Origin of the sequence: Reyranella sp. (assembly GCF_050185545.1) — a bacterium.
Classification (GTDB): Bacteria; Pseudomonadota; Alphaproteobacteria; order Reyranellales; family Reyranellaceae; genus Reyranella.
This window is the reverse complement of record NZ_JBFWZI010000006.1, coordinates 13166-30782: the sequence shown is the minus strand read 5'-3', so window position 1 is coordinate 30782 and position 17617 is coordinate 13166. Positions and strand designations below refer to the sequence as shown.

Genomic DNA, 17617 nt, shown 5'->3' with positions numbered 1-17617 from the left:
GCTACTTCTTCAGGCCGACCAGCTTCTCCAGCCAGTGAATGTCGTAGTCGCCGTCGATGAAGGCCTGCTCGGCGACGATGCGAAGGTGCAGCGGGATCGTGGTATCGATGCCGCCGATCACGAACTCCTCGAGCGAGCGGCGCAGGCGCATCAGGCATTCGTTGCGCGTCGCGCCGTTGACGATCAACTTGGCGACCATCGAATCGTAGTAGGGTGGCATGACGTAGCCGGTGTAGAGGCCGGAATCGACGCGCACGCCGAGGCCGCCCGGCGGATGATAGTCGACGACGCGTCCGGGGCAGGGCACGAAGGTCTCGGGATGCTCGGCGTTGATCCGGCATTCGATGGCGTGACCCTGGATCACGATGTCGTCCTGCGTCATGCCGAGCGGGGCGCCGTTGGCGATCCTGATCTGCTCGCGCACCAGGTCGATGCCGGTCACGGCCTCGGTGATCGGATGCTCGACCTGGAGACGGGTATTCATCTCGATGAAGTAGAACTCGCCGTCCTGGAACAGGAATTCCAGGGTGCCGGCGCCGCGGTATTTGAGCTTGCGGACCGCCGCGGCGGCGAGCTCGCCGATCCGCTGCCGTTGCCCGGCATTGAGGGCCGGCGAGGGCGCTTCCTCCAGAACCTTCTGATGGCGCCGTTGCAGGGAGCAGTCGCGCTCGCCGAGATGGACGCCGCCGCCCTTGCCGTCGCCCAGCACCTGGATCTCGATGTGCCGCGGCCGCGCCAGGTACTTCTCGACATAGACCGCGTCGTTGCCGAACGCGGCCTTGGCCTCGGCGCGGGCAAGCGAGAAGGCCTCTGCGGCCGCCGCCGGGTCCGCCACCACCTTCATGCCGCGTCCGCCGCCGCCGGCGACCGCCTTGACCAGCACCGGCCAGCCAATCCGCTCGCCGAGCGCCACCACCTCGTCGCGCGTTTCGACCGGCCCCGGCGAGCCGGGCACCAGCGGCAGGCCGAGCTCGGCCGCCGTCTGCTTGGCGATGATCTTGTCGCCCATCATGCGGATGTGCTCGGCGGTCGGTCCGATGAAGGTGAAGCCGTGCGCCTCGACCGCCTCGGCGAAGCGGGCATTCTCGGACAGGAAGCCGTAGCCGGGATGAATTGCGTCGGCGCCGGCGATCGTCGCAGCCGAGAGGATCGCCGGGATGTTGAGGTAGCTGTCGCGCGCCGGCGGCGGGCCGATGCAGACCGATTCGTCGGCCAGCCGGACATGCATGGCGTCGCTGTCGGCCGTCGAATGCACGGCCACGGTCTGGATGCCCATCTCGCGGCAGGCGCGATGGATGCGCAGCGCGATTTCCCCGCGGTTGGCGATCAGGACCTTGTCAAACATCGAGGCCGCGGCGTCCCTATTCGACCACCAGCAACGGTTCGTCGTACTCCACGGGTTGGGCGTTCTCGACCAGGATGCGCGTGACCCTGCCGGCCTTGCGCGCCTTGATTGGATTGAATGTCTTCATCGCCTCGATGATCAGCAGGGTCTGCCCGGCGGTGACGTCGTCGCCGACCGACACGAAATTCGGCTTGCCGGGTTCGGGGGCAAGATAGGCGGTGCCGACCATCGGCGATTTCACGGCGCCGGGATGCTTGGCGAAGTCGCTGGCCGGGCTGGTGGCCGCCGCCGGCGTCACTCCCGCCGGCGCGGCGGCGGCGGCCATCACGGGCGCGGCCGCCACCGTCACCGTGGGCCGCGCGACCCGGATGCGGCGATCGCCGTCGGACAGCTCGATCTCACCGAGGTCGGTCTCGTGGAGGATCTGCGCCAGCTTGCGGACGAACTCGGTATCCATCTCGAACTTTGCCATGAGGCCAGTGCTCCGCGATGAGGATCAGCGTGCCAGCAGGCGGGCCAGTGCCTGCAGGGCGAGAAGGTAGCCGTGGCTGCCCAGCCCCGCGATCACGCCGACCGCAGCCGGGCTGATATAGGAGTGATGGCGGAAGCTTTCACGCTTGTAGATGTTGGAGAGGTGAACCTCGATAACCGGCAGCTCGGCGGCGTTCAGGGCATCGAGCAGGGCGACCGAGGTGTGAGTGTAGGCGCCCGCATTGATGACGATTCCGGCGTTTTTCTCGCGCGCCGCCTGAATCTGTTCGACCATGGCGCCTTCGTGATTGCTCTGGGCGAACTCGATATTTATCCCCAGGCGCTCGGCCTCCTTGCGGCACGCCTGCTCGACGTCCACCAGGGTTTCACGGCCGTAAATCTCGGGCTGCCGCTTGCCAAGCATGTTGAGATTCGGCCCATTGAGCACCAGGACCGGCTTGGCGGCCGCATGCTGCCGGGCGACCTGTGCGGCCAAATCTGCCTCCCCATCTTGCAAAAGCGCCGGGGGTTATAGCATGGCGACTCCGAGCGACAAGGCAGGCTCAGCCGGCGTCCCGAAGGGTCTTGGCGTGCGCGAACAGGCGCTCCGTGAGGGCGTCGAAGCGCTGCCGCTCGCCGGCGTCGAGGGCTTCGTACAGCCGCTCCTGATATCCCAGGGCAAGCGGCACGATGCGGGCATGCATGGCGCGCCCGCGCGCGCTCAGCCGTAACGAGGCCCGGCGGCGATCCTTGCGGTCGGTGGCGCGTTCGATCAGCCCGCGCTCCATGAGACCGGCGACGGCCCGGCTGACGGCGACCTTGTCCATGACGATGCGCTGCCCCACTTCAGAGGCGGTAAGAGGGGCGAAGCGGCCCAGCGCCGCCATCACCCGCCATTGCGTGACGGTAAGCCCGAACGGCTCGGCATAGAGGTCGTGCAGCGACTCGGACACGAGCTGCGCCAGCACCGACAGCCGGTAGGGCAGAAAATTCTCCAGTTCGAGGGCTTGCAAAGCGTCCGCCATAATAGTTACGTTTGAAACTAATTTCGGATCGAGGTCAACCGGAGGTCGAGCATGGCAACCGTCAAGGACTCCCCCGCGGGCGTCGACGAGATCAATCCGATGGGCACCGACGGCTTCGAGTTCGTCGAGTACACCGCGCCCGATCCGGCGGCGCTCGGCGCGCTGTTCGAGGGCATGGGCTTCGTGCGCGTCGCCCGGCACCGCTCCAAGGACGTCTCGCTGTACCGTCAGGGCGACGTCAACTTCATCGTCAACGGCGAGAAGGAGAGCTTCGCCCAGGGCTTCGCCCGGGTGCACGGACCCAGCGTCTGCGCCATCGCTTTTCGCGTGAAGAACGCGGCCTTCGCCTACAGGCGCGCGCTCTCGCTCGGCGCCTGGGGCGTCGAGAACAAGGTCGGGCCGATGGAGCTCAACATCCCGGCGATCAAGGGCATCGGCGATTCGCTGATCTATCTGGTCGATCGCTACGGCGAGCGCGGCACGATCTACGACGTCGACTTCGAGTTCCTGCCGGGCATCGAGCATTCACCCAGGGGCGTCGGCCTGACCTACATCGACCATCTGACGCACAACGTGCACCGCGGGCGCATGGCCGAATGGGCCGACTTCTACGAACGGCTCTTCAACTTCAGGGAGATCCGCTACTTCGACATCGAGGGCAAGCTCACCGGGCTCAAGAGCAAGGCGATGACCAGCCCATGCGGCAAGATCCGCATCCCGATCAACGAGAGCACCGACGACAAGTCGCAGATCCAGGAATATCTGTCGGCCTATCACGGCGAGGGCATCCAGCACATCGCGCTCGGCACCAGCGACATCTACGGCACGGTCGAGGCGCTGCGCGGCCGCGGCGTGCCGTTCCAGACCGTGCCCGACACCTACTACGAGCAGGTCGACGCCCGACTGCCGGGCCATGGCGAGGATCTCGGCCGGCTCTCCGCCAATCGCATCCTGATCGACGGCGCGCCGACGAAGGGGGGCGGGTTGCTGCTGCAGATCTTCACCCAGACGGTGATCGGACCGATCTTCTTCGAGATCATCCAGCGCCGCGGCAACGAAGGTTTCGGCGAAGGCAATTTCCGCGCCCTGTTCGAGTCGATCGAGCTCGACCAGATCCGGCGCGGCGTTCTCAAGGCATAGATCGAACGGAGGAAACCATGACCAGGAACTGGATTCCGCTGCGCCAGGTCGAGGGTGTCGCCTCGCGCCAGGCCCATGTCCGCCTTCCCGAGGACACCTACGAGCGCGAGATCAGCAAGGAAGGCTTCTTCGGACCGTCGGCGCAGTTCCATCACCGGCACAAGCCGACCGACTGGATCGAGTTCGACGGCGCCATCCGGCCGCGCGCCTTCGACCTCAACAAGCTCGCCGCCGGGGCCGCGAGCCCGTGGCAAGCGCAGCTGGTGATGTCCAATCCGCACCTGCAGATGCGCATCTGGCGGCTCGACGCGCCGATGGAGGAACTGGCGCGCAACAGCGATGGCGACCAGCTCCTGTTCATTCACGAAGGCGAGGGGGCGCTGTACTGCGACTACGGCCATCTCGAGTATCGTGACGGCGACTACATCGTAATTCCGCGCGGTACGATGTGGCGCCTGTCGCCCGGCAAGCCCACCCTGTCCCTGACGGTCGAGGCAACCAACGAGCATTTCACCCTGCCGGAGAAGGGGCTGGTCGGCCGTCACGCCATCTTCGACACCGCAATGCTCGATACGCCGAGGCTCGACGATGCCTTCCGCGCCCAGCAGGACGAGCGCACCTGGCGGGTGTCGGTGAAGCGCCGCAATCAGCTCTCGACGGTGACCTTCCCTTTCAACCCGCTGGATGCCGTGGGCTGGCACGGTGATCTCAGCGTGGTGCGCATCAACTGGCGCGATCTGCGGCCGTTGATGAGCCATCGCGCCCATCTTCCCCCGTCGGCCCACACCACCTTCATGGCCGGCCGCTTCGTCGTCTGCACCTTCGTGCCGCGCCCCTTCGAGAGCGATCCCGAGGCGCTCAAGCTGCCATTCTTCCACAACAACGACGACTACGAGGAGATCATCTTCTATCACAAGGGCAGCTTCTTCAGCCGGGACAACATCCATCCCGGGATGATGACGATCCATCCTTCCGGCTTCACGCACGGCCCGCATCCCAAGGCCTTCAACGCGGCCACCAAGGGCGGGCGGACCGAGACGGACGAGGTCGCGGTCATGATCGACACGCGCGATGCCGTCGATGTCGCGGCCATGCCGGCCGGTGTCGAGTTCGAGGGCTACGTTATGTCCTGGAACCCGCGGGAGCTCATGCCGGCGGCGGAGTTGTTTCTCGTGGACCGCGGGCGTCCCGCCCGCTCTTGTGCTTGCGGGGGCGGGACGCCCGCGGTCCGCATGAACGCGACGACTTGGAGACACCATGAAGCTCGGCTCATTGAAGGAAGGCGGCCGCGACGGCACGCTGATCGTCGTCGACCGCGCGCTCCAGCGGGCCGTGCGGGCGACCGGGATCGCGCCGACTCTGCAGAAGGCGCTCGATGATTGGGCGGCGGTGTCGCCGAGGCTCGTCGAGCTCGCCGGGCAGCTTGCCCAAGGCAAGGCGCCGGGCGCCTTCGCCGTCGACACGAAGGCGCTCGCGGCGCCGCTGCCGCGCGCCTTCCAGTGGGCTGACGGATCGGCCTACGTCGTGCATGTCGAGCTGGTCCGCAAGGCGCGCGGCGTCGAGATGCCGCCGTCCTTCTGGACCGACCCGCTGATGTACCAGGGCGGCTCGGATTCGTTCATTGGTCCCAACGACGACATCGAGGCCGGCGACGAGGCGTGGGGGATCGATTTCGAGGGAGAGATCGGAGTCATCGTGGACGACGTGCCGATGGGCGTGTCGGCCGAAGCGGCGCGCCGGCACATCAAGCTGGTGACGATCCTGAACGACGTCTCCCTGCGCAACCTCATCGTGACCGAGCTGACCAAGGGCTTCGGCTTCTTCCACGGCAAGCCGGCGACGGCCTTCGCGCCGGTTGTCGTGACGCCGGACGAGCTGGGTGCCGCCTGGGACGGCGCCAAGCTCAACCTGCCGCTGATTTCGACCCTGAACGGCAAGGAGTTCGGGCATCCCAATGCGGCGACGGATCTCACCTTCGATTTCGGCCAGCTGATCGCCCATGCCGCCCGCACGCGGCACCTCGAGGCCGGCACCGTCGTCGGTTCCGGCACCGTGGCCAACCGCGACGCCGGGGTCGGTTGCTCGTGCATCGCCGAGCGCCGGGTGCGCGAGACCATCGAGGGCGGCAAGCCCGTGACGTCGTTCATGGCCTTCGGCGACCGTATCCGGATCGAGATTCTGGACCGCGCCGGCCAGTCGATCTTCGGCGCCATCGATCAGAAGGTCGTGCGCTACACGCCGCCTGGGTGAGTCTTCTTTTGGACCGCGGGCGTCTCGCCCGCTCATCTCATGTGTCATGAGTGGGCGAGACGCCCGCGGTCCAAGAAAGAGCCATGACTCCTTCGCCCCGCATTTCGGGCACCTCCCCATAGACGTTAAGCACGAAGGAACCTCACCCGGAGGCGCGGCACGGAGGGCCGCGTCTCGATTCGGGCGAAGTAACCTTCGCCCTTTGGTCGGCAACAATGAAGGGCGCTGCGACACGATTTTTCCAGCGATCTCCCCTGTTGCCCATCCTTCGAGACGCGCCCCTACGGGCGCTCCTCCAGAATGAGGTTTCCTTCTACTTTAACGCCTATGGGGCACCTCCCCGACTAGGCGCTGGAGGATCGGAGATGTGTCGACTATTTCGGTCAAAGCCCTAATCTGCCGGCGGAGGCGGCTATGAAGCTGATTGGCTATTTTCGTTCGTCGGCGGCGTTTCGAGTCCGGATTGCCCTCAATCTCAAGGGCATTGCCGTCGAGCATGCGTCGCGCCACCTGCGCAAGGGCGAGCAGGCGGCGGCCGACTATGTCGCGCTCAATCCCCAGAAGCTCGTGCCGGCCATGGTGCTCGACTCCGGCGACGTCCTGACACAGTCGCTGGCCATCCTCGAGTACCTCGAGGAGACCCATCCGCAGCCGCCGCTGCTGCCCGGAGACGCGGTCGACCGCGCCCGGATCAGGGCGCTGGCGCTGATCTGCGCGGCCGACATTCATCCCATCCAGAACCTGCGGGTGATGGCCTATCTGCGCGACAATTTCGGACAGAGCGAGGAGAGTGCCTTCGCCTGGTCGCGCCACTGGATCGACACGGGCTTCGAGGCCTACGAGGCGTCGATTGCCGGCGACCGCAAGACCGGCACCTTCAGTCACGGCGATCACCCGACGTTGGCCGACCTTTGCCTCATTCCCCAGGTATTCAATGCCGCACGATTCAAGGTGGACATGAAGAGATACCCGACGATCCAGCGCATTTTCGAGGCCAGCATGAAGCTGCCGGCATTCGACGCCGCCCAGCCGTCCAGGCAGCCGGACGCCGAGCCATGAAGAAGGGCATCATCGCGGGGCTGGTGCTGCTCGGGCTGATCGGCATCTGCCTCGCCGCCGTGCCGCTTATCCAGATCCACGTCGCCGACCTGCTGAAAGCCGAGATCGAGCGCAGCGGCACCACCAAGGTCGGCAGCGTCGAGGTCGCCCTGTTCGACCGGCAGATCGTCCTGCTGGATGTCAAGACCACGCGTCCAGCCGGCGAAATGACCATCGGGCGCGTCGATGCATCAGGGCTCGACTGGCCGATCCGGGAACTCCTGCAGGGGCGTACGCCGCTTCAGGGCATCCGCTGGGGCGACCCGCTGCAGGTCAAGCGTCTCGAGGTGAAGGACTTTCGCGCTGTCGATCAGATCACAGAGGTGAGCCTGGCATCGATGGTCGTCGACGATTTCGATCTCGACCGGTTCGATCCCGGCGAGCCCGGCCCCCATGCCGAGCGACAGCGCGTGGCACGCGCCCTGGCGGCGCTCGAGGTCGGTCGGCTGGAATTGCACACTCTCTCGATCGCCCAGCAGCAGAAGGGCGACACGTTCGGTCTCGCATCGTTTTTCGTCGAGCGATTCGACCGTGGCCGCATCGCGCGGCTGACGGTCAGCGACATGGAGGCGACTGCGAAGGGAAAGAAGGTCGCCGAGGTCAAGGTCGGAGATTTCGACGTAAGCGGCCTCGATGTCACCCGACTGCTGGGTGCACTCGGCTCCAGCGAGTGGGAGCCGGGCATGCCGATGGGCCGTGCAAACCTCGCCAGCGGCCGCATCTCGGGGTTCGGCGGCGACGCCTTCTCCCGCTACGGGATTTCTCTCGGCAGCATCAGCGTCGAGACGGTGCAGGAGTCGAAAGACGTCAGTCGCACGCGGACGCGCATCGAGGGCTTCGTGCTCGCTCCGCCGTTGCGCGGCCTCGAAGCGCTGCAGTTGCGCATCGCCCTGCAGTCGATGGGTCTCAAGGAGATCAAGCTCGATCTCGACTGCTCGGGTCTCGAGGACCGCGCAAAGGGGGTGCTCGCCGTCGAGCAGTGCGCCCTGGTCGGGCCAGGCCTCGGCGAGATCGATTTCTCGGCGCGGCTCGTCAATGCCGATGCGGCCTTCTGGCAGGCGATCGATGAAGGCGATCTGGACGGTCTGCAGATGACCTCGGCTGCGCTGGGATCGGCCAAGCTCGTGGTCGCCGACAAGAGTCTTCTCGAGCGCAGCCTGAAGGCGCTATCGACCGTGACCGGCCAGCCGGTGGCGAGGACCAGGACCAACCTCGCCAACGAGATTCGCCGATATTCGCCACCCGGCGTGCTTATCTCGGAGAGAATGACCAAGTTGTTCGACACCATTGCGCAGTTCATCGAGCGCGGCGGGACGCTTACGATCGACGCCAGGCCCGATCCGCCCGTCGATCTCGACCGCTTCACCTACCTGATCCGGCCCGATGCCGACCTCGTGAGCGGTCTCGGGCTTACGGCGACGCTGTCGAAGTAGCGTTCTTCTTCTCCCCAGCTTCGCTGGAGGGGTGTCGGCGTCCTACGCCGACGGAGTGGGCATGGTCTTCCGGACCGCGGGCGTCCCGCCCGCTGATGATTCATTAGCATGAGCGGGCGGGACGCCCGCGGTCCGCATGATTCACGACCCTCCGTCGCCGGTATGTCGGCGACACCTCCCCAGCGAAGCTGGGGAGGAGGGAGAACCTCATCCCGCCTTGCGGGCGTCGGCGATGAGCTGCTTCAGGGTCGCGGCATCGATGGCGCCGGGCACGAACTGCTTGCCGATCACGAAGGCCGGCGTGCCGCGCACGCCGAGGGCTCCGGCGAGGGCGAGGTTGCGGTCGATGATCTGCTTCAGCTTCGGGTCCTGCATGTCTTTCTCGAGCTGGGCGCGATCCAGCCCGGTCGCGACGGCGATCTCGAGGATGCGGTCGCGGTCGAGCTTGCCGCTGTGCTCCATCAGGGCGTCGTGCAGGGCCTGGTGCTTGCCTTGCTTGGTCGAGGCGAGGGCCGCCAGGGCGGCGATCCGCGACGCTTCGCCGAGGATCGGCAGGTCCTTGTAGATGATCTTCACGTTGCCGTCGGCGGCGACCACCGACTTGACCGCCTGGTGCGCCCGCTTGCAATACGGGCACTGATAGTCGTTGAAGTCGACGACCACGACATTGCCGTTGGGGTTGCCGCCGATCGGGCTGTCGGGGTCGCGAAACAGCTCGGCCTGGTTCTCCCGCACGCCTTTCTGGGCGACGGCATCGCGCTGGCTGTCCTGCCGGCGCTCGAGTTCCTGCATGGCCTCGACCAGCACTTCCGGATTGGCCAGGAGATACTCCCGGACGCTCTTGCCAAAGGCGCTGCGATCGCCGGCCGAGGAGGGGGCCGGCGCCGAGCTGGCGAGGCGCATTGGCGTCGTCGCCAACGCGGCCACGAGCGCGCCCGCAGCCACCAGGCCGGCCGAGATGACGAGAAGTATGATCCGCATGGTAAATCTCCGGGCCTAGCGGCGCCCCGCCGGCCGCGTGTTGATGTAAGCCTTGATATCCTGTGCCCGCTGCCAGGCCGGTGTCCCTGACTGCAGATGGCGCGTGGCGGCGTCGGCATGTGCCTGCGCCTCGCTGCGCTGGCCGCGCAGCACGGCCATTTCGGCGCGGGCCAGCGACGTCATGCCGGGGTTGTTGAGCTTCGAATAGCCGGCCGCCATCAGGCGCCAGAGCTCGAAGCTGCCCGACTCCTGCTGCACCGCCTGTTCGAGGTTGCGAACCGCTTCGCGGCTGTTGTCCGGCGAATTGGTGTCGAGCAGGGCACGCGCGTAGTCGATCTTGATGATCCCCGCGGCAGGAAGAAGCTGAACGGCGCGGCGATACGACGCCACGGCTTCGCCGGCCTTGCCGTTCTCGTAAAGCATCTGGCCACGCACCTCGTGGAAGTACGGGTCGTTGGGATATTCCTTGAGCAGCCCGTCGATGGTGAGCAACGCCGAACCGAGGGCGCCCTTGCGATACCAGGCGATGGCGCGGGCATACCGCGCCGGCACCGCGCGGTCGGCCTCGCTGAAGCGCGCCAGCGCCGTGTCCGGCGTGATGAAGCCCATCAGCTTGGCGACCATGCGATGGTGCATGTTGAGCGCCTGCGGCGTGTCGGGCGTATTGGCATAGGGCGAGCGCTTCAGCGCATCCTCGAACGTCGTGATGCGGCCGGGCGTCAACGGATGGGTCGACAGATAGGGATCGCGGCGATTGATCTGCAGGCGCTCCTCGCGCTGCAGGATGCGCAGGAACTCGACCGTGCCTTTTGGCGACTGCCCGGTGCGTTGCAGGTAGGTGATCGCCGCATGGTCGGCCGCACTCTCCTGCGTCTGCGTGTATTGCAGGAACGATAATATAGAGCCCGGCGCCCGCGGTCCGCTGACACCCGTGGTCGGGCCGCCTCTTCCGGGCGAGCCGCCCGACAAGGCGCCGGCGGCCAGTGCGCCACCCCCCAGGATAGCCTCGAGAATCTGCAGGGTGGTCAGGTTGCGCAGTTCCTCCTGCATGCGTGCGAGATGGCCGCCCGCAATGTGCCCGCTTTCGTGCGCCAGGACACCGATCAGCTGGTTCGGCGTCTCGGTTCGCATGATCAGCCCGGTGTTGAGGAAGATGCGTTGACCGCCGGCGACGAAAGCGTTGAGCGAGTGATCCTGGACGATCATGATCTCGACCGAGTTGGGGTCGAGGCCGGCGGCGCGCCAAACCGGCATGACCAGCGTGCGGATGGAGTTCTCGATCTCGGCGTCGCGGATCAGATTGAGACGTTGATTTTGCTGGGCGCTCACGGCACCAAACGGCGCCAGCGCGAACAGCGCGAGGCAGAAGAGGGTGATGATGCGTCGAAACACGGGCGGCACGAGGTCCTGGCAGGCTAGGAACGCGCTTTGGCCGCGTCAATTGCGCAACCTGGCGCTGGTGGGAACGGTTGTGCTGGTCGCTTGTGGCTGCAGTGAGGCGGACCGCGAGTCCGATCGCGCCGCAAACGCGGCCAATCCAGCCGGCAGATCACCTGGACGTCAAGGACTATCTCAGGTTCTGAGGTCCGGGTCGTTCGCGGCGGTTTCGGCCGACGAGAGCCGGGCGGCCGAGATCGGTCGGGACGTTCTGCAGAATGGCGGCAATGCGACCGACGCCGCCGTGGCCATGTATTTCGCCTTGGCCGTGACATTGCCCTCGGCGGCAGGCCTCGGCTCCACCGGGGCCTGCATCGTCCACGACGACAAGACCCGGGCGGCGGAGGCCTTCGTGTTCCCGCCGATTGCGGCACCAGGGCCCGTCGCCGGTCAGACGTTCGTCGTGCCATCGAGCGTTCGCGCCTTCACGTTGATGCACATCCGGCACGGCCAGTTGCGCTGGGAGCAAACCGTGGCGCCGGCCGAGCGCATGGCGCGATTCGGCGTGCCGGTCTCGCGCGCGCTGTCGCGAGACTTGCAGGCCGGAGGTTCTCTCCTGCTGTCCGATCGCGAAGCGCGACGCATCTTCGGCAAGGGGGGCGGCGTGATCGGGGAGGGGGACACCTGGGTCCAGGCGGACCTCGCGGGTACGCTGGGCAGCATTCGCCAGCGCGGCGGCGGCGAGTTCTTCCAGGGCACGCTGGGGCGCACGCTGTCGGAGCAGATTTCCCAGGTCGGCGGCAGCTTGCCGCTCGAGGCGCTGCGCAGCGCGGTGCCGCAAGCCGGTGCGCCGACCACGGAAGGATATGGCCGCCGCCGGGTTTACGTCGCGCCGCCGCCGGCCGCCGGCGCGATGGCGCTGGCGGGCTGGAAGGGGCAGGCACCGAGTGGGCCGGTGCCCACCGATTCGAACGGCTTCTCCGGACTTGTCGCAGTCGACAGCAAGGCGGGTGCCGTGGCATGCACCTTGTCGATGGGGCAGCTGTTCGGGGCCCGTGTCGTCGTGCCCGGCACCGGCGTGATGCTGGGCGCCATGACGCCGGTTGCCGGCTCGGTCAGTCCGATGATTGTGGCCAATCCGAACAACGGCGAGTTCGGCTTCGCCGGCGCCGGCGGCGGCGCGCCGACCGCCGCACAGGCCACCGGCAAGATTGCGTATTCCGTGCTCGAGCAGGATCAGACGGTGATGTCGGCGCTCGGCGCTCAGCGCGGGCAGGGCGGTTGGGTCAATGCGATCGCCTGCCCGTCGGGACTGCGCAGCAGCCCGGCGTCCTGTCAAAGCGGCATCGATCCGGCGAGCGCCGGATTGGCGCTGATCGCCGCGATACGCTAGGCGCGCTGCATGTCGGGGAAGCTTTCGCGCCGAGGCGGCGCGGTCGATCCGTTCATCGTCATGGACGTCATGGCTGCGGCGGCCGAAAAAGAAGCGGCGGGCGATACGGTCATCCACCTGGAGGTCGGCCAGCCCAGCACGCCGGCGCCGAAGGGCGCGCTGGCTGCCGCCCATGCGGCGTTGGACACCGACAAGATCGGCTATGTCGCCGCACTCGGAATCCCGCTGCTCCGCGAGCGCATCGCGCATCACTATCGAGAGACCTACGGCGTCGACGTCTCCCCCGACAGGGTGATCGTGACCACCGGTTCCTCGGGCGGCTTTCCGCTGGCCTTTCTCGCCAGTTTCGATGCCGGCGATCGGATCGCGCTGGCCGCGCCGGGTTATCCGGCCTATCGCAACATCCTGACAGCGCTCGATCTGGAAGCGGTCGACCTGCCGACCTCGGCGGCCGATCGCTTCCAGCCCACGGTCGCGGCTCTGGAGAAGGCCGGGCGCATCGATGGCCTGATCGTGGCGAGCCCGTCCAATCCCACGGGCACAATGGTCGGCCATGCCGAAATGAAGGCCTTGGCCGAATGGTGCGACCACAAGGGAGTACGGCTGATCTCCGACGAGATCTATCACGGCATCGTCTACGAAGGGGACACCGTCTCGGCGGTGGAAGTTTCCGACAACGCCATCGTGGTCAACAGCTTCTCCAAGTACTTCTCGATGACCGGTTGGCGAGTCGGCTGGCTGGTCGTGCCGGCCGATCTCGTCCGGCCGATCGAGCGTCTGACCCAGAACTTCTTCATTTCGGTGCCGACTCTCAGCCAGCATGCCGCTCTCGCCGCCCTCGACTGCAAGGACGAGCTCGACGGCCATGTTCGCCGCTACCGCGCCAATCGCGATCTGCTGCTGGCCGGCCTGCCGACCGTCGGTCTCGATCGCTTTGCGCCGGCCGAGGGCGCCTTCTATCTCTACTGTGACGTGGCCCATCTCACCAATGACAGCCGGGAGTTCTGTCGGCAGATGTTGCGCGAGGCCGGCGTGGCGACGACGCCGGGCGTCGACTTCGATCGCGCCCGCGGCGCCGGTACGTTGCGCATTTCCTTCGCCGGCTCGACTGCCGAGATGGAGGAGGCGGTACGGAGGCTGAAGGCATGGAAGCGGCTGTGAGAGTGCTCATCATAGCCATTGCCGTCACCTTCGCTGTGCCAGCCCTGGCGCAGCGGGGCCCGAGCTTCGACTGCAGCAAGGCATCCAACGCGATCGAACGGACGATCTGTAAGGAGCCCGAGCTCGCCACTGCCGATCGCGAGCTGGCGGCTGCCTACGGCACGCTCGTGGGTCGTCTCGGTGCGGCTGCCAAGGATCATCTCGCGAAGGACCAGATACGCTGGATCACGAGCCGCAACCGCGATTGCGCCGCCGAGCCGGACGAAATGATGACGTGCATCAAGAGTCGCTACGCCGCGCGGACCACCAACCTCGGGGCCTTTGGCGAGGGGGCTTATCCCTTCCTCGGCGCCCGGTCGATCGAGCAGCGGGGCAAGCTCGGCCAGATCCGCTTCTCTTACAGCATCGAATACCCGCAATTCGACGGCACGACGGCCGACTTCTCGGCAATCAACGCCAGTTACGCCGCCGCCGCACGCAAGGCCGCCGAGAACGCGACACCCAAAGCAGCCGATTCGGGCGTCGACGGCGAGCAAGGCTGGACGTACCAGCAAAGCTTCGAAGTGTATCGTCCGGGCCCGGAAGCCGTGACGATTGTCGAAACCTTCGACGGCTACAGTGGCGGCGCGCATGGCTTTGGCGGAAAACGGTGCACTCTGGTCGATCTGCGCACCGGTCGCAGCGTCGGCCCCGCCGGCGTCTTCGCCGCGGGCGATGCCTGGCTTTCGCCGATGGTCCGGCTGGTCGGCGCGGACCTCAAGAAGCAATTCGTGGAGAAGCCCGGTTTCGAGGATGCCCTGGAGCCCAAGAGCCTCGCCAAGCTCCTGGGCGAGGCGCGCCACTATTGCTGGAAGGCCAACCAGCTCGAGCTGGTCTTCAATCCGTATGAGGTTGGCCCTTATGTTTCCGGCCCCTACGAGGTGACCATCCCCTACGATCGCCTGCGCACACACTTCCGACCCGGCGGCCCGATCGCGCGGTAATCGTTTAATCTCCAGCTTCGCTCAGCGAAGCCGGGGAGGTGTCGCCGTGATACGGCGACGGAGGGGTCAAGGTTCATGCGGACCGCGGGCGTCTCGCCCGCTCATGATTCATGATCATGAGCTCGCCGGAAGCTCCATTGATTTTCGTTCGCCTCCCCAGCTCGCCTGAGCGACCTCGATCGACGGCACCGGGCCGGAGTGGTGGCCGATCATGCGCCAGCCATCGTTTTGTCGCGTGAAGCTGTTGGTGGCCATGAGCTGGCCCTGCGGAAGGATCTCGCGGCACACCACGAGGGCCAGGCCTGGCCGGCCGGTCACCCACTCGCCGACGCAATGAACCCGTGGCGCTTTCGGATGGTTCATGATGGCGCGCCAGCTCGCCATGATCTCGGCGCGGTCGATCAGCGGCGATTGGCCCGGATGAAGACAGATCACGGCGCCGCTTGCCGCCCAGATCCGATCCATCGCCTCGAAGTCGCGATCGCTGAAGGCACGATAAAAGGCCCGGTTTGCGCCGAGTACGGCGTCGCGCTCATCGTCGTCGAATTCCGCCAGGAGCGGCGGCAGGCGGGGTGGACGGCGGGGCATTCGACCCTCGAAACTGCGTGGTTGCGTCGCCAAGCATAAGCCGACAGAGAAGAGGCCTCCAACCGCCGAGACGACGATGTCCATCCCGAAACTCGAATTCCCGCCGTTCCATCTGCCGCCGGAGGCCGAGGCGCTGCGCAGCGAGGTGCGTGCGTTCCTCGGCGAGACGCTGCCCAAACTCAAGACGGAGGATCGCTTTCCGAGCTGGAACACGCGCTCGTCCGAGTTCAGCAAGGCGATGGGCAAGAAGGGCTGGATCGGCATCACATGGCCGAAGAGGTACGGCGGTAGCGAACGCAGCTTCCTCGATCGCTACGTCATCACCGAGGAGCTGCTGGGCAACGGCGCGCCGGCTGGAGCTCACTGGGTCGCCGACCGGCAATCGGGACCGCTGCTGCTGCGGTTCGGCAGCGAGGAGCAGCGCGAGGCGATCCTGCCGCGCATCACGGCCGGCGAATGCTACTTCAGCATCGGCATGAGCGAGCCCGACTCCGGTTCCGATCTGGCATCCGTGCGTACCCGCGCCGAGCCGGTGCCCGGTGGGTTTCGCGTCAACGGCACCAAGGTGTGGACCTCGGGTGCGCATCACAATCATTACTGCATCACGCTGGTGCGGACCTCGGGCCAGCATGGCGATCGCCACAAGGGCTTGAGCCAGCTGCTCGTCGACCTCAAGACGCCGGGCATCACCATCCGCCCGATCATCAATCTCGCCGGCCGTCATGATTGGAACGAGGTGACCTTCAGCGATGCGTTCATTCCCGAGAGCTGCCTGATCGGCAACGAAGGCGACGGCTGGCTGCAGGTCACCAGCGAGCTTGCCTTCGAGCGCAGCGGGCCGGAGCGCTTCATGCAGAACTTCTACATCCTGCGCGAACTGGTGCGCGTGCTCGGGCGGCAGCCGGCTAGGCGCGCCAGCGCCATCCTCGGCCGGCTGATCGCGCGACTATGGAGTCTGCGCCAGATGTCGGTCGCCGTTGCCGGCATGATGCAGGGCGGCAAGTCGCCGGGGATCGAGGCGGCGCTGGTCAAGGATCTCGGCACGATCTACCAGCAGGACCTGCCCGAGATCGCCCGTGCGATCGCCGAGTCGGACGCCACGACCGAGGAGGACATGGCCGATTTCCTCGACGTCGCCCAGTACGCCACGATGATTGCGCCGTCCTACACAATTCAGGGCGGTACGACCCAGGTGCTGCGCGGCATCGTCGCGCGCGGCCTCGGTCTGCGTTGAAGGGGAAGTCCGATGGACCGCGAAACCCGCGACATGCTGCTCGAGACTGCCAACCGTTTCTTCACCGATCGGTGTGGACGCGAGATCGTCAACAATGTCGAGAAGGGTGCCTGGCCGGCAGAGCTTTGGCAGGCGATCGAGGAGATGGGGCTGCCGCACATCGCCGTTCCGGAGGACAGGGGCGGCGTCGGCGGCACCCTGGCCGACATGCTGGCCTTGCTGCGGCTCGCCGGGTCCCATGCCGTTCCCGTGCCGCTCGCCGAGACCGCGCTGGCCAGTCTGCTGATCGCGGCCGCGGGAGGTGAGCCAAAGGGTGGTCCGGCAACTCTCGTCCTTGGTGCTCTGTCGCTGAGCGCCGGTCGCGTGACGGGCCGCGTTGAGCGCGTTCCCTTTGCAATGGTTGCCGACCGCTTCGTGAGCGTCGTCGGCGACAAGCTGGTCGTGATCGGCAAGGGCGGCGCAAGGTGCGAGGCCACGCCCAGCCACGCCGGCGAGCCCTACGGCACTGTTGTTTTCGATGGCGCGACATCGGAGTTCGTCGGCGATTCGCCGGTCACCGGGGAGCGTGCCGTCGAGCTGGCAGCGGTCACGCGGGCAATGCAGATGGCGGGGGCAGCCGACAGGGTGCTGGCGATCGCCGTCGAGTACTCCAAGCAGCGCGTGCAGTTCGGCAGGCCGATCTCGACCTTCCAGGCAATCCAGCACATGCTGGCCGAGCTGGCGAGTTGCGTCGCCGCCACCATCGCGTCGGCCGAGGCTGCCGCGCGCGATGCCGATGAAGGGGGACTGTCCGACGGCGGCAGCTTTTCGATCGCCGCCGCCAAGAGCCAGGCCTCGGAGTTCGCTCACCGCATTGCGGCGATCTCGCATCAATCCATGGGAGCGATGGGATTCACCCACGAGCATGTTCTTCACCACTACACGCGCCGATTGTGGGTATGGCGGCGCGATTTCGGCAGCGAGAGTTTCTGGGGCGAGAAGATCGGCTCGGCCTACGCCAAGGCAGGACCTCAGGCCTTGTGGGCCTCGATGACCGCGAGCCGCTATGCACGGCCGGCCTAACGCATATCACATCCTCCCCCCGTAATCGGAGGAGGTGGCCCAAAGGGCCGGAGGGGAAAGCCGGTGCGATGATGGT

The 17617-nt window shown here is 66.5% G+C and carries 17 protein-coding genes; 10 read left to right on the top strand and 7 right to left on the bottom strand.

From position 1 onward, the window contains the following. Nucleotide 1: 1 nt before the first annotated feature. From accC to AB7O82_RS02830, 4 genes are all read right to left on the bottom strand, one after another. Entirely contained in the window at nt 2–1345 is a 1344-nt protein-coding gene (gene accC, locus AB7O82_RS02845) for an acetyl-CoA carboxylase biotin carboxylase subunit (RefSeq protein WP_428546047.1), read from the bottom strand. Between the two features lie 16 nt (nt 1346–1361). Then, nucleotides 1362–1817, bottom strand: a complete 456-nt coding sequence (gene accB / locus AB7O82_RS02840) for an acetyl-CoA carboxylase biotin carboxyl carrier protein (RefSeq protein ID WP_428546044.1) — start codon at nt 1815–1817, stop codon at nt 1362–1364. A gap of 24 nt (nt 1818–1841) precedes the next feature. Then, a complete protein-coding gene (gene aroQ / locus AB7O82_RS02835; protein WP_428546041.1) occupies nt 1842–2312 on the bottom strand; it encodes a type II 3-dehydroquinate dehydratase in 471 nt (156 codons plus the stop codon). A 67-nt stretch (nt 2313–2379) separates the two neighbouring features. Continuing rightward, nucleotides 2380–2829 (bottom strand): MarR family winged helix-turn-helix transcriptional regulator, encoded by a 450-nt coding sequence (locus AB7O82_RS02830; protein WP_428546038.1) that lies wholly within the window; start codon nt 2827–2829, stop codon nt 2380–2382. A 63-nt stretch (nt 2830–2892) separates the two neighbouring features. On the opposite strand from AB7O82_RS02830, the gene hppD reads away from it, so the two are divergent. From hppD to AB7O82_RS02805, 5 genes are all read left to right on the top strand, one after another. Beyond that, a complete protein-coding gene (gene hppD, locus AB7O82_RS02825; RefSeq protein WP_428546035.1) occupies nt 2893–3981 on the top strand; it encodes a 4-hydroxyphenylpyruvate dioxygenase in 1089 nt (362 codons plus the stop codon). Between the two features lie 17 nt (nt 3982–3998). Beyond that, on the top strand, nt 3999–5360 hold the full coding sequence (locus AB7O82_RS02820; protein WP_428618632.1) for a homogentisate 1,2-dioxygenase: 1362 nt from the start codon (nt 3999–4001) through the stop codon (nt 5358–5360). After that, the gene (locus AB7O82_RS02815) at nt 5254–6231 is read left to right on the top strand and encodes a fumarylacetoacetate hydrolase family protein (protein ID WP_428546029.1); all 978 of its coding nucleotides are present in this window, start codon (nt 5254–5256) and stop codon (nt 6229–6231) included. The genes AB7O82_RS02820 and AB7O82_RS02815 overlap by 107 nt, the downstream gene beginning before the upstream one ends. Before the next feature lie 414 nt (nt 6232–6645). After that, entirely contained in the window at nt 6646–7290 is a 645-nt protein-coding gene (maiA, locus tag AB7O82_RS02810) for a maleylacetoacetate isomerase (RefSeq protein ID WP_428546026.1), read from the top strand. Then, entirely contained in the window at nt 7287–8762 is a 1476-nt protein-coding gene (locus AB7O82_RS02805; RefSeq protein WP_428546023.1) for a hypothetical protein, read from the top strand. Before maiA ends, AB7O82_RS02805 begins: the two co-directional genes overlap by 4 nt. Before the next feature lie 207 nt (nt 8763–8969). On the opposite strand, the gene AB7O82_RS02800 is transcribed toward AB7O82_RS02805, so the two are convergent. Together AB7O82_RS02800 and AB7O82_RS02795 are read right to left on the bottom strand one after the other, a co-directional pair. Next, nucleotides 8970–9743: a DsbA family protein gene (locus AB7O82_RS02800; protein ID WP_428546020.1), complete on the bottom strand. Its 774-nt coding sequence runs from the start codon at nt 9741–9743 to the stop codon at nt 8970–8972. 15 nt (nt 9744–9758) lie between these two features. Then, nucleotides 9759–11135 carry a M48 family metalloprotease gene (locus tag AB7O82_RS02795; RefSeq protein WP_428546017.1) on the bottom strand — a complete coding sequence of 459 codons (1377 nt, stop codon included), beginning with the start codon at nt 11133–11135 and terminating at the stop codon, nt 9759–9761. On the opposite strand from AB7O82_RS02795, the gene AB7O82_RS02790 reads away from it, so the two are divergent. From AB7O82_RS02790 to AB7O82_RS02780, 3 genes are read left to right on the top strand one after another with little or no spacing between them, the layout of a single operon-like run. Continuing rightward, nucleotides 11119–12513, top strand: a complete 1395-nt coding sequence (locus AB7O82_RS02790) for a gamma-glutamyltransferase (RefSeq protein ID WP_428618630.1) — start codon at nt 11119–11121, stop codon at nt 12511–12513. The genes AB7O82_RS02795 and AB7O82_RS02790 overlap by 17 nt on opposite strands. A 9-nt stretch (nt 12514–12522) precedes the next feature. After that, on the top strand, nt 12523–13674 hold the full coding sequence (locus AB7O82_RS02785; protein ID WP_428546011.1) for a pyridoxal phosphate-dependent aminotransferase: 1152 nt from the start codon (nt 12523–12525) through the stop codon (nt 13672–13674). After that, complete coding sequence (locus tag AB7O82_RS02780) at nt 13671–14657, top strand: DUF3298 domain-containing protein (protein WP_428546008.1); 987 nt, start codon at nt 13671–13673, stop codon at nt 14655–14657. The genes AB7O82_RS02785 and AB7O82_RS02780 overlap by 4 nt, the downstream gene beginning before the upstream one ends. A 114-nt stretch (nt 14658–14771) precedes the next feature. On the opposite strand, the gene AB7O82_RS02775 is transcribed toward AB7O82_RS02780, so the two are convergent. Continuing rightward, complete coding sequence (locus tag AB7O82_RS02775; protein ID WP_428618628.1) at nt 14772–15329, bottom strand: nuclear transport factor 2 family protein; 558 nt, start codon at nt 15327–15329, stop codon at nt 14772–14774. On the opposite strand from AB7O82_RS02775, the gene AB7O82_RS02770 reads away from it, so the two are divergent. Both AB7O82_RS02770 and AB7O82_RS02765 read left to right on the top strand, forming a co-directional pair. Continuing rightward, nucleotides 15322–16479, top strand: a complete 1158-nt coding sequence (locus AB7O82_RS02770; RefSeq protein ID WP_428546002.1) for an acyl-CoA dehydrogenase family protein — start codon at nt 15322–15324, stop codon at nt 16477–16479. The two genes, AB7O82_RS02775 and AB7O82_RS02770, sit on opposite strands and share 8 nt — an antisense overlap. 12 nt (nt 16480–16491) lie before the next feature. Continuing rightward, nucleotides 16492–17541, top strand: coding sequence for an acyl-CoA dehydrogenase family protein (locus tag AB7O82_RS02765; protein WP_428545999.1), 1050 nt, complete (start codon nt 16492–16494; stop codon nt 17539–17541). Nucleotides 17542–17617: the final 76 nt, after the last annotated feature.

Bases quoted from the DNA above. Each gene is read 5' to 3' on its own strand.
- accC (WP_428546047.1), bottom strand. From the start codon at position 1,345: ATGTTTGACAAGGTCCTGATCGCCAACCGCGGGGAAATCGCGCTGCGC.
- accB (WP_428546044.1), bottom strand. From the start codon at position 1,817: ATGGCAAAGTTCGAGATGGATACCGAGTTCGTCCGCAAGCTGGCGCAG.
- hppD (WP_428546035.1), top strand. From the start codon at position 2,893: ATGGCAACCGTCAAGGACTCCCCCGCGGGCGTCGACGAGATCAATCCG.
- AB7O82_RS02820 (WP_428618632.1), top strand. From the start codon at position 3,999: ATGACCAGGAACTGGATTCCGCTGCGCCAGGTCGAGGGTGTCGCCTCG.
- maiA (WP_428546026.1), top strand. From the start codon at position 6,646: ATGAAGCTGATTGGCTATTTTCGTTCGTCGGCGGCGTTTCGAGTCCGG.
- AB7O82_RS02805 (WP_428546023.1), top strand. From the start codon at position 7,287: ATGAAGAAGGGCATCATCGCGGGGCTGGTGCTGCTCGGGCTGATCGGC.
- AB7O82_RS02800 (WP_428546020.1), bottom strand. From the start codon at position 9,743: ATGCGGATCATACTTCTCGTCATCTCGGCCGGCCTGGTGGCTGCGGGC.
- AB7O82_RS02790 (WP_428618630.1), top strand. From the start codon at position 11,119: ATGATGCGTCGAAACACGGGCGGCACGAGGTCCTGGCAGGCTAGGAAC.
- AB7O82_RS02785 (WP_428546011.1), top strand. From the start codon at position 12,523: ATGTCGGGGAAGCTTTCGCGCCGAGGCGGCGCGGTCGATCCGTTCATC.
- AB7O82_RS02770 (WP_428546002.1), top strand. From the start codon at position 15,322: ATGTCCATCCCGAAACTCGAATTCCCGCCGTTCCATCTGCCGCCGGAG.
- AB7O82_RS02775 (WP_428618628.1), bottom strand. From the start codon at position 15,329: ATGGACATCGTCGTCTCGGCGGTTGGAGGCCTCTTCTCTGTCGGCTTA.
- AB7O82_RS02765 (WP_428545999.1), top strand. From the start codon at position 16,492: ATGGACCGCGAAACCCGCGACATGCTGCTCGAGACTGCCAACCGTTTC.